6 protein-coding genes and 1 pseudogene are annotated in these 8,130 nt (G+C 58.5%); all 7 read left to right on the forward strand.

The features are described 5' to 3' along the window. The first annotated feature begins 55 nt into the window (after positions 1–55). Positions 56–1,462 carry a sugar porter family MFS transporter gene (locus ABF824_RS08560; RefSeq protein WP_415488035.1) on the forward strand — a complete coding sequence of 469 codons (1,407 nt, stop codon included), beginning with the start codon at positions 56–58 and terminating at the stop codon, positions 1,460–1,462. A gap of 146 nt (positions 1,463–1,608) precedes the next feature. After that, positions 1,609–3,000 (forward strand): replication-associated recombination protein A, encoded by a 1,392-nt coding sequence (locus ABF824_RS08565; RefSeq protein WP_415488037.1) that lies wholly within the window; start codon positions 1,609–1,611, stop codon positions 2,998–3,000. 10 nt (positions 3,001–3,010) lie between these two features. After that, entirely contained in the window at positions 3,011–3,985 is a 975-nt protein-coding gene (locus tag ABF824_RS08570) for an RluA family pseudouridine synthase (protein ID WP_415488039.1), read from the forward strand. A gap of 2 nt (positions 3,986–3,987) precedes the next feature. Then, positions 3,988–6,153, forward strand: a complete 2,166-nt coding sequence (locus ABF824_RS08575; protein WP_415488041.1) for an AsmA family protein — start codon at positions 3,988–3,990, stop codon at positions 6,151–6,153. Then, positions 6,150–6,905: an ATP12 family chaperone protein gene (locus ABF824_RS08580; protein WP_415488043.1), complete on the forward strand. Its 756-nt coding sequence runs from the start codon at positions 6,150–6,152 to the stop codon at positions 6,903–6,905. Before ABF824_RS08575 ends, ABF824_RS08580 begins: the two co-directional genes overlap by 4 nt. A 137-nt stretch (positions 6,906–7,042) precedes the next feature. Continuing rightward, entirely contained in the window at positions 7,043–7,210 is a 168-nt protein-coding gene (locus tag ABF824_RS08585; RefSeq protein WP_415488045.1) for a hypothetical protein, read from the forward strand. 172 nt (positions 7,211–7,382) lie between these two features. Next, positions 7,383–8,130: pseudogene (locus ABF824_RS08590) on the forward strand (hypothetical protein); the annotation flags it as partial.

The raw sequence follows: 8,130 nt of genomic DNA on the forward strand, positions 1-8,130 counted from the left end.
CCTTACCAAAAGGACACGATAAGTCCGCCGCGTCACAAGAGGTCGGAACGCCCTGATGCCTTCCCCACAGCCAACACCCGTCCCGTCGGAAGCAGCTGCGCGCGTCCGACGCAATACCTTTATTCTCGCCATGGCCGCTGGCTTGGCCGGCCTCATGTTTGGTCTCGACACTGGCGTCATTGCCGGTGCGCTGACCTTCATCAAGGAAGCATTCTCCGCTGACGATCGGACGCTGGAGTGGATCGTCTCATCGTTGATGGCGGCAGCGGCGGTCGGCTCGGTGCTCGCGGTGTTCATCGCGGACAAGTGGGGACGCAAAGGCACGCTGGTCGTTGCCGGCATCCTGTTCCTTGGAGGCACGGCCCTCTGCTCACTGGCCCCCAGTGTGCCGGTCATGATTGCAGGGCGCGTCTGTCTTGGGCTGGGTGTGGGCCTCGCCGCCTTCGCCGCTCCGCTCTACATTGCGGAAATCGCGTCTCAGGACCGGCGTGGCGGTCTCATCGCTTCCTATCAGTTGATGATCACGGTCGGCATCCTGCTGGCCTTCACATCGGACAGCCTGCTGACACCGGGGGGTCACTGGCGCGTCATGTTCGGCGTTCTCGCCGTGCCGACCGTGCTATTCCTGCTGGCGACGCTCGTTCTACCCTATTCGCCGCGCTGGCTCATGACGAAGGGACGCCGGGAAGAGGCGCGCACCGTTCTGCTGACCCTCCGTGAATCCGCGGAAATAGCCGATGAAGAGCTCTCGCGCATCGACGGGCAGTTGGCTCAGCAGGAAACGCCGGGCATGGCACTCCTGCTTTCCAGCTCCAGCTTTCGCCGCACTTTCACGCTGGGAATTGCGATGCAGATGCTTCAGCAGTTCTCGGGCATCAACATCCTCATGTATTACGCGCCCGTCGTGCTTGGGCGTATGGGATTCACGGCGACACAGTCTGTCTGGTCGACCACGGCTCTGGGCGTGGTGAACACACTGGCGACTCTGGTTGCCGTGGCGCTGATGGACCGCTGGGGGAGACGTTCCCTTCTGAGCATCAGCACCTTCTTTTCCGCTGTCGCCATGCTGGGGTTCGGAACACTCTTATGGATCGGCGCAACCTCCCTGTCCGCGAGCATCGCCGCGATGGGGTGCCTCATTCTTTTCATCGCCGCGTTCGCAGTCGGACAGGGACCGCTCCCTTGGATCATCTGTTCTGAAATTCAACCGATCCGTGGCCGGACCTTTGCCGTTTCCTGCTCCACGCTGGCCAGCTGGATCGCGAACTGGCTTGTCAGCAATGTCTTCCTCTCCAGCATGGCCGTGATCAACGATTACGGCGTGTTCTGGTGCCTTGCCGCGTTCAACCTGACGTTCTTCATCGTCGGGCTGCTGTTCGTGCCCGAGACAAAAGGGTGCTCTCTGGAGGATATCGAGCAGAAGATCGCCAGCGGTGTCCGACTGCGGGACGCAGGCCAGTGAGATAGCGGAGGAAAGGAAAAGTAGCTCCCGCAACTTTTCTTTTCGTCCCATCCCGCTTCAGGCTTTCAGGCGTCTGCAGCAACCTCCTGTCGCATCTCGTTCCCGTTCGCGCTATGAACGAAGGATGAACGACAAGGAGAGCGATCATGACGGCGGGGCGTGAACAGCCAGCCGCAGTGGGTGGTGATCTGTTTGGTGGAACGGAAGCAGCAGCAATGGCTGATGATCCCGCCACAAAGCGAGGCGGCGCGCATACGCCGACGCAGCCTCTGGCCGACCGGCTGCGCCCCACAAAGCTGGCGGACGTAGTGGGACAGGACCAGTTGCTTGGTCCTGCTGGCGCACTCACGCTCATGCTCGAACGCGGCACGCTGGCCAGTCTGATCCTCTGGGGTGGGCCCGGCGTTGGCAAGACCACCATCGCCCGCCTTCTGGCCAAGGCCGCCAATCTGCGCTTCGTACAGCTTTCCGCCGTGTTTTCCGGTGTGGCCGATCTCAAGAAGGTCTTTGATGAGGCCCGCCGTTATGCCGAGAGCGGTCGCGGCACCCTGCTGTTCGTCGATGAAATCCATCGCTTCAACCGTGCCCAGCAGGATGGTTTTCTACCTGTGGTCGAAAATGGCACGGTCGTGCTGGTAGGCGCGACGACGGAAAATCCATCCTTCGCCCTGAACTCCGCTCTGCTCTCCCGCTGTCAGGTCATGGTCCTGCGCCGTCTGGACGACCCGGCGCTGGAAGCCTTGCTTGTCCGCGCCGAGGAAGAAACGGGGCGGCTGCTTCCTCTGACGGAGGGGGCCCGTGCCACTCTGCGCGCGATGGCGGACGGTGACGGGCGCTATCTGCTGAACATGGTTGAGCAGATCCTGAGCCTGAAAACCGAACAGCCTCTCGATACGCAGGAACTCGCCCGCATTCTGGCCAAGCGCGCCGTGCTTTACGACAAGGATCGGGAGGAGCACTACAATCTCATCTCGGCGCTGCATAAATCGTTGCGTGGCTCTGACCCGGACGCCGCGCTCTACTGGTTCGCCCGGATGCTGGAAGGCGGTGAGGACCCACGCTACATCGCCCGTCGCCTGACGCGGTTCGCCGCCGAGGATGTGGGCATGGCCGATCCTTCCGCCCTGCCGCTCGCCATCGCCGCATGGGAAACATACGAACGACTCGGCTCGCCTGAAGGCGAACTGGCTCTGGCGCAGCTTGTCGTGCATCTCGGCACCGCACCGAAATCGAACGCGGTATACAAGGCCTATGGCGCGGCGCGTCGGGCCGCCAAGGCGACGGGCAGCCTGATGCCGCCCGCGCATATTCTCAATGCTCCGACGAAGCTGATGAAAGAGATCGGCTACGGTGACGGATACCAGTACGACCACGACACGGAAGAAAGTTTCTCCGGCCAGAATTACTTCCCGGATGGCATGAAACGGCAGACTTTCTACAATCCGAAAGGTCTTGGCTTTGAGCGGGAAGTCCGTCGCAGACTGGACACATGGGCCGGAATAAGGGCAAGCCGCGCAGCACAGGACAAGCAATCGTGAGGCGCGGATTATGAGTGTGACCATGTTGACGGTCAGCGAGGACGAGGCGGACATTCGTCTCGACCGGTATTTCCGTCGTCATTATCCCCACCTGACACAGGGCGCGCTGCAGAAACTCTGCCGCACCGGTCAGATCCGTGTGGATGGTAAACGCGTCGAAGCCAACACGCGTCTCATACCCGGCCAGTCCGTTCGCGTACCGCCGATTCCGGTTGCAGCGAAAGCTACCCGCGACGCACCCAAAACGCTGAATCCGAAGCTGGTCAGCGAAATCAAAAAAATGGTGATCTATTCGGACCCGCAGATCATCGTGCTGAACAAGCCTTCCGGTCTTGCGACGCAGGGCGGTCCCGGCATCACTCACCATGTGGACATGATGCTGGACGGTCTGCGCGAAGGCGATGACCCGCGCCCACGACTCGTTCACCGCATCGATCGCGACACGTCGGGGCTGCTGCTGCTGGCCCGCACACCGGGTGTGGCCGCCAAACTGGCTGCCGCCTTTCGCGGGCGCGATGTGAAGAAAACCTATTGGGCAGTCGTGGTCGGACGGCCCGATCCGATGTCAGGTCAGATCGACCAGCCCCTCGCCCGTCTGGGTGCTGGACCGGGCTCAATCACCATCGCCGCCGACCGCGATGACGAGGACGCCCAATCCGCCCGCACGGACTATGAAGTTCTCGACTCCGCTGCCCGCAAATTCGCATGGCTCGGGCTATCGCCCCTCACAGGACGCACCCATCAGCTGCGTGTGCACTGTGAGTCGCTCGGCACTCCCATTCTTGGCGATCCGAAATATGGTGGCGACAAAGCTCATGTGGACGGCTTTGCCGATCGCCTGCATCTTCACGCCCGCAGCCTTGTCCTGCCGCATCCGGCTGGGGGCTGGCTTGAGGTCAGCGCCGAATTGCCGCCGCATATGAAAGAAACCTTCAAAGCGCTCGGCTTTACTGCCGGCTCAACCCCAGCGCCCCGCAGGAGATGAGCATGAAATTCAAGACGAAGATCGGCCTTGGCGTCGGCGGCCTCGCTGTGTTGCTGGGCGGCACGGGTCTAGCCTCCGCGCTGATGGACGCGAACTGGATGCGCACCCGCCTGATCGAGGCGGTGCAGCACCAGACTGGGCGCACGCTGCGAATCGACTCCCTGCATGTCTGGCTGCTCCCTTACCCATGGATCAGCGCGCAGGGCGTGGGACTGAGCAATATTGCCGGGGGCGTTTCGCCGGAAATGTTCTCCGCAGGCGAGATTCGTGCCCGACTGGCCGTCTCGCCGCTCTTTCATCATCGCGTTGTGCTGGACGATGTCAGCATATCAGGACCGAAACTCACTCTTGAACGCTCACCGGATGGCACTGCCAACTGGCTGTTTCAGCCTCCCAGTTCGGTTGGTGGTGGCAGTGGGGAAACAACAGGGAACGGTCAGCACTGGAATCTGGCTCTCGACTCGCTGCATCTGCGGGACGGGGCGGTAGCGTGGGATGATTCCCGCAATCATGTCTCTGGTGCAGCCGACCTCGACCGGGCGGATCTCACCGGTCTCGACGGCACGATGGCGAAGGTGAATATTCGCGGGCATCACGGCACCGGATATTTTCAGCTCACTGGCACGACGGGACCGCTTCCACCCGTCAGTGGCCAGCCATGGCCCCTGAACCTGACGACCACATTCTCAATCGACAAGCATCAGAAAGGCCAGATGCAGGTCGCCGGTGTCGTGGCTGATCCGACGCGGGACGCGGGTTACGACCTGCAGATCAACGGCTCTCTGGGCGAACTGCGCGATCTCGAAGCGCTGTTTCCCCATGCCGATCTGCCTCAGACAGCTGATATTTCCCTGCAAGCCGGTGTAACGGGCAGTGGACGCTCCCCTTCCCTGCGGATGCTGCATCTTCGGACAGGTCAGACCAATCTAAACCAGTTTCTCGCAGGACTTCGCGCCAACACGCTCACGCTGAACGCGGATAATGCCGACACGCCGGTTGCCGTAAATCTTGACGGACAGATCAACAGCCAGCCTGCGACCCTGAAAGGCACCTTGGGGACGCTGGAGCAAACCATCAGTGCCATCCGTAACCCCGATGCAATCCCGCTACCCGTCACGCTCGCGGTTGGAGATGGCTCATCGGCCATTACACTCAGTGGTGTGCTGGGTGGTCTCAAAACGGCACTGACCATACAGGGCGCTCTGCCTGCCGTTGCCTTTGGTTCTGACAAGCCCAATTTTGTGGGTTTGAAAGTAGACGGCCAGCTCGCCAGCAGTGCCCCTCTGGCTGCGCTGAAACAGGCTGATCCCGCGTTTCTGTTGCGTAACTCCACAGCTAATCTGGATGTCAGCGCCCAGCGCATGACGTGGCAGTCCGTCGCATGGGATAATGTCGCCGCTCATATCGCAGCGGACAAAGGCGTTCTGGTCATCGACCCCATCCGCGGAAATGGTGTCGGTTCAACTCAGGGCATCGCGCAGTCCGGTCGTATCGTTTACGATGCGTCCAGCGCAGTCCCGCACCTGACGGTCACTGCCGCGCCCTTCGTTCTCCCTTCGCAGACCATTGAGACTTGGACGGGCCTTCCTCCCTTTGTAAATGGTTCCATCCAGATTGTCGGCACAGTCACCGCTGATGGCATTGATCATGACACATGGGAGAAAACCGCTGTCGGCCATGTGGGGCTGTCGATGGTAGGAGGCCGTGTCAGCACGAAACTGGTTGAGAATGTCATCGGCCACGACATCCCCGGCAAAGGCGATCTGGCGCTTCGCTGCTTCGGCACACATCTGCAACTCGCCAATGGCAGCGCCACGATTGGGCGGCTGGGGCTGGAGGCGGATTTTCTTTCCCTTACCGGACATGGTGCGATGGATTTGACCAATGGTGGTCTTGATCTGCATCTCTCGCCCCGTATTGGCGTTGGCAATGCTGCTGTAGCCTCTCCCGTAGCGGTGGGTGGCACGATCAGTCATCCGCAACCCCGGCTTGAACCCGGCGCGGATGGCCGATTTGCGATTTCCATTGGTGGCGCAGCAAGTGTGGGAGACCAGTGTAGCGATCTTCTGGCCGCTGCCCGTGAAGGCCTCCCCGGCCCTGCCGCAGCCCCTCCTCCAGCAGGAAAGGCTGGCGGTCTGATGAACATGCTCAAGGGATTACTGCGATGAGTAAACCGAAACGCATTTCAGCCGACGGCCCCGCTCCGCATCAGCGCTTCTGGAAACAGGCCGAAGTCATGCCGATGGATGGTGACTTCGCGGTGGCCCTTGATGGCAAGCCGGTGCGCCTGCCAGAAGGCTCTTTTCTGAAAGTGCATTCCCACGCGCTGGCGGATACGCTTGCTGGAGAGTGGAATGCTGCGGGAATGGATGATCCGAAAAAGCGGTTTACTGCTGGGGATCTTCCTCTGACGCGGATCGTAGGCACCATGATTGAACGTGTTGCGCCGCACCGCCAACATTCCGTGGATACGCTATCGCATTTCGGTATGCACGACCTGCTTTGCTATCGCGCGTCGCCGGCCGAGCCACTTGGCCAACGTCAGGTTGAACAATGGCAGCCCTGGTTGGACTGGATACACCACCATCACCATGTGTCGCTGATCGTCACGCATGGCCTGATGCCGGTGAAACAGCCAGAGGAAGCTCTTGAAGCCCTGAAAGCAGCTCTCTCGCAGTACAGCAACGAAGAACTTGCCGGACTGGGTGTGGCAGTTCCTGCACTTGGCAGTCTGGTTCTAGGCATGGCCCTTGCCGAAGACAAGCTGGAAGCAGAAAAGGCTGTTGCGCTTGCCACTCTTGACGAACAGACCCAGATGGAACGCTGGGGCGTGGATGCGGCGCAGCTCGACCGGATAGCGACAATTGGTGCCGATGTCGCTGACGCAGCCCGCTTTATGGATCTGGCCCGCGAAAAATAAGCGCTCGCAAACTTTTCGTTACATTCAAAAATATCGCTGCCGTCTTTTTACCGTAAAAAATGTGTTCTTTCGGGCAACCGGAAGGACAGCCGGTCATTCATCATAAATCACCATTGTCTGGGACAAGGATGACCTTCATGAGCCAGGCCAAGAACACAGAAACAGCAGAAATCAGCGTCACACAGCGTAGCCGTGGAGAAAAGGCGCGACGGAAGACAGCCCACATGTTTGCAACATGCGCCATGGCTGCGTGGGTTCTTCTGGGGGCCATCCCTTTTGTCGTGGTCATCGTGGAACTGAGCTGAAAGCTTTTCATCACTAAGGCCTAACAGAACCCTCAGTGACCCTTTTCAGAACAGCGCTGTATCAAAACATGTAAACAACGTTATTTTTTATGTCCTTAAGTAATGGTCATCTATGCATAAAGCATAAGATGCGCGAAACAATGTGTATCCATTACTCAGGACATATCTTGCAATGCTTGTTTATGAAGGCGATGAACTGGTTCTTCATTACGAAGCAGGCGACACTGATTATATCGTGATCACCTTTCAGGGTGCGCATCGCACAGAGACTGCCTCAACAGCTTTTTTCGCGGATGTTCCCCTCAAAAAAAACCGCATTACAGCGATTGGAGTTACAGCAAAAGTCGATCACTGGTATATTTCACCCGACACCGAGAAAATTCTCACCCTCATTGAAGAAATAGCCTCCGATTATCAGCAGCGCATTCTGATCGGCCTTTCGATGGGTGGATATGCTGCCATAGCTTTTTCGAAACGTCTGAAAGCTACCCGCGTTTTTTCCTGCGCCCCCAAATGGTCTCTGGACCCTAATGAATGCGATGTTCCGCAAAATTACGTAGAGCAGAATTTTCGTCCCGGCATGGAAGGGATGGGCCTGCGGCAAGAACAGACATCCGGTCAAATTTTCATTACCTACGATCCCGGACACGAAATCGACACCTATCATGTACAGAAAATCGCAGCACACCTAAAAGATGCTTTTTTTATAAAAACATTTTACACAGGCCACATAGTTTTCGATCATCTCTCCGGCTCTGCCAATTTTCTTGCTCTCGTCAATGCGCTTTGCAGTAATGAGGCTTCAACAGAAGTTCTCAGAACAGTTTCAAAAATCCGTCGTTTTCACTATAACAATCTAATAAACAGACTTGAGCGTTCCATATACACTCACCCAATAATGTCAATGTATTCTATAGAAT

The sequence above is a fragment of the Acetobacter sp. genome, from assembly GCF_047721705.1.
Classification (GTDB): domain Bacteria; phylum Pseudomonadota; class Alphaproteobacteria; order Acetobacterales; family Acetobacteraceae; genus Acetobacter.

Excerpts from the sequence above, each read along its gene's own strand:
- ABF824_RS08575 (WP_415488041.1), top strand. The coding sequence starts at position 3,988 with ATGAAATTCAAGACGAAGATCGGCCTTGGCGTCGGCGGCCTCGCTGTG.
- ABF824_RS08570 (WP_415488039.1), top strand. The coding sequence starts at position 3,011 with ATGAGTGTGACCATGTTGACGGTCAGCGAGGACGAGGCGGACATTCGT.
- ABF824_RS08560 (WP_415488035.1), top strand. The coding sequence starts at position 56 with ATGCCTTCCCCACAGCCAACACCCGTCCCGTCGGAAGCAGCTGCGCGC.
- ABF824_RS08585 (WP_415488045.1), top strand. The coding sequence starts at position 7,043 with ATGAGCCAGGCCAAGAACACAGAAACAGCAGAAATCAGCGTCACACAG.
- ABF824_RS08565 (WP_415488037.1), top strand. The coding sequence starts at position 1,609 with ATGACGGCGGGGCGTGAACAGCCAGCCGCAGTGGGTGGTGATCTGTTT.
- ABF824_RS08580 (WP_415488043.1), top strand. The coding sequence starts at position 6,150 with ATGAGTAAACCGAAACGCATTTCAGCCGACGGCCCCGCTCCGCATCAG.